This is a genomic window from Mesorhizobium sp. M2C.T.Ca.TU.002.02.1.1 (assembly GCF_003997225.1).
Window position 1 is genome coordinate 1 of the sequence record NZ_RZTO01000853.1, and the last position, 2,548, is coordinate 2,548.

Annotated in this window: 3 protein-coding genes; all 3 read left to right on the forward strand. The window is 64.2% G+C overall.

What is annotated here, in order from left to right; all coding sequences use genetic code 11:
* Positions 1–1,062 (forward strand): UDP-N-acetylmuramoyl-L-alanine--D-glutamate ligase (gene murD / locus EOD07_RS30430; protein WP_127237947.1); only part of this gene is annotated, 1,062 nt, incomplete at its 5' end.
* Positions 1,062–2,213 carry a putative lipid II flippase FtsW gene (gene ftsW, locus EOD07_RS30435; protein ID WP_073985475.1) on the forward strand — a complete coding sequence of 384 codons (1,152 nt, stop codon included), beginning with the start codon at positions 1,062–1,064 and terminating at the stop codon, positions 2,211–2,213. The genes murD and ftsW, both read left to right, overlap by 1 nt.
* Positions 2,214–2,219: 6 nt before the next feature.
* Positions 2,220–2,548: glycosyltransferase (locus tag EOD07_RS30440; RefSeq protein ID WP_206519605.1), on the forward strand; the 329-nt coding region annotated here is incomplete at its 3' end.

Here is a 2,548-nt window from a genome sequence, read left to right on the forward strand (position 1 = left end):
CCCTTCATTGCGATCACCGGCACCAACGGCAAGTCGACGACGACGGCGCTGACGGCGCATATATTGAAGTCGGCGGGCCGCGACACGCAGATGGGCGGCAATATCGGCCGTGCCATCATGACGCTCGACCCGCCCGAGCCTCAACGGCACTATGTGGTCGAGTGCTCGTCCTACCAGATCGACCTTGCGCCTTCGATCAACCCGACCGCCGGCATCCTGCTTAATCTCACGCCCGACCATCTCGACCGGCATGGCACGATGGCGCATTACGCCTCGATCAAGGAGCGGCTGGTCGCCGGCAGCGACACCGCCATCATCGGCGTCGACGATTCCTGGTGCGCCCAGATCGCCGACCGTCTGGAGCGGGCCGGCCGGCCGGTCGTTCGTATTTCCAAGCGCCTGCCTTTGACCGACGGCTATTTCGCCGACGGCACCAACCTGATGGAAGCGGTGCATGGCCGCTACAGCCGCGTCGCCTTCCTCGAAGGCATCGGCTCACTGCGCGGCCAGCACAACGCGCAGAATGCGCTGGCCGCCGTCGTCGCCTGCCTGAAAGTCGGGCTCGAGCTCGGCGAGATCCAGGCCGGGCTGGAAAGCTTCCCCGGACTGGCGCACCGCATGGAGCAGGTCGGCCGCAAGGACCATGTGCTGTTTGTCAACGATTCCAAGGCGACCAACGCCGATGCGGCCGCACCCGCGTTGTCGAGCTTCGCCAACCGTATCTACTGGATAGCCGGTGGCCTGCCGAAGGAAGGCGGCATCGAGCCGCTGCGCGGCTTCTTCCCGCGCATCGCCAAGGCCTATCTGATCGGCGAGGCGGCGCCCGCCTTCGCGGCGACGCTCGGCGAAGCGGTGCCCTATGAGATATCGGGAACGCTTGCGGCGGCGGTCGAGCATGCCGCCCATGACGCGGCAAACGACGCCGGCGGCGAAGCCGTGGTGCTGCTTTCGCCGGCCTGCGCCAGTTTCGACCAGTTCAAGAATTTCGAGGTGCGCGGCGAAGCCTTCAGGCAAGCTGCGACTGCTATTGATGGTGTCAAATCCATCGGAGGGCCACGTTGATGCAAAGCCGTCTCGACAAAAGTCCTGTCGCCACCTGGTGGTGGACGATCGATCGCTGGTTCCTGGCGGCATTCCTGTCGTTGATGGGGCTGGGCATCATTTTGTCCTTCGCGGCGAGCCCCGCGGTGGCCGAGCGCATCGGCCTCGACAGCTTTCACTTCGCCACCAGACAGGTCATCTTCACCATCCCGGCGCTCATCGTCATGCTTGCGGTCTCCTTCCTGGAAGCGCGGCAGATAAGGCGCATGTCGCTGGTGATGCTCTGCATCATGCTGGTGCTGATGGTGGCGGTGCTCTACATCGGCGTCGAAGTGAAAGGCGCGCGGCGCTGGGTGTCGCTCGCCGGCCTTTCGATCCAGCCGTCCGAATTCCTGAAACCCGCCTTCGTCATCATCTGCGCGTGGCTGTTTGCCGAGCACAAGCGCCAGCCCGACATTCCCGGCAATCTGTTCGCCATGCTGTTGCTTGCGCTGGTCATCTCGCTTCTGGTGGCGCAGCCCGACCTCGGCCAGACCATGCTGGTGACGGGCACCTGGGGCGTCATGTTCTTCATGGCCGGCCTGCCGTGGCTGTGGATCGTGGCTCTCGGCATCGTCGGGGCAAGCGGCCTGTTCGCCGCCTATTCGGTGTTCCCGCACGTTGCCTTGCGCATCGACAAGTTTCTGACCGGCGAAGGCGATACGTTCCAAGTCGACATGGGCCGCGAGGCACTGATCAACGGCAGTTGGTTCGGTGTCGGGCCGGGCGAGGGAACCGTCAAGCGCATTGTTCCGGACGCTCATACCGACTTCGTCTTCTCGGTCGCGGGCGAGGAGTTCGGGCTGATCATGTGCTTCTTCATCATGTCGATCTTCGCCTTCATCGTGCTGCGCGGCTTGAGCATCGCGCTCAAGGAACATGATGATTTCACCCGCTACGCAGTCGGCGGCCTCGTCACCGTCTTCGGCCTGCAATCGGCCATCAACATGTGCGTGAACCTGCAGCTGATGCCGGCCAAGGGCATGACGCTGCCCTTCATCTCCTATGGCGGCTCTTCGCAGATCGCCATTGCCGTCTCGATGGGCATGGTGCTCGCACTGACGCGCAAGCGGCCGGAAAAGCGCAAGCAGATGGGCTTCGTCCTCGCGCAGCGCGCAATGCCGGCGGAATGAGGCCGGATGTCAAAGGGTGTCATCCTGCTTGCGGCCGGCGGAACGGGCGGACATCTGTTTCCGGCCGAGGCGCTCGCGCATGAGTTGATCGACCGTGGCTGGAAGGTGCATCTTGCCACCGACCATCGCGCCGAGCGCTATTCCCGCCATTTCCCGGCAGCCGACATTCACACGATCCCTTCGGCCACGCTGGGTTCCAAGAACCCGGTCGCCATGCTCTCGGCCTTCTGGAAAATCAGGCAGGGCGTACGGGAGGCCAGCCGGGTGATCGCCAGGATCAAGCCGGAGGCGGTCGTCGGCTTCGGCGGTTACCCGACGCTGCCGCCGCTCTATGC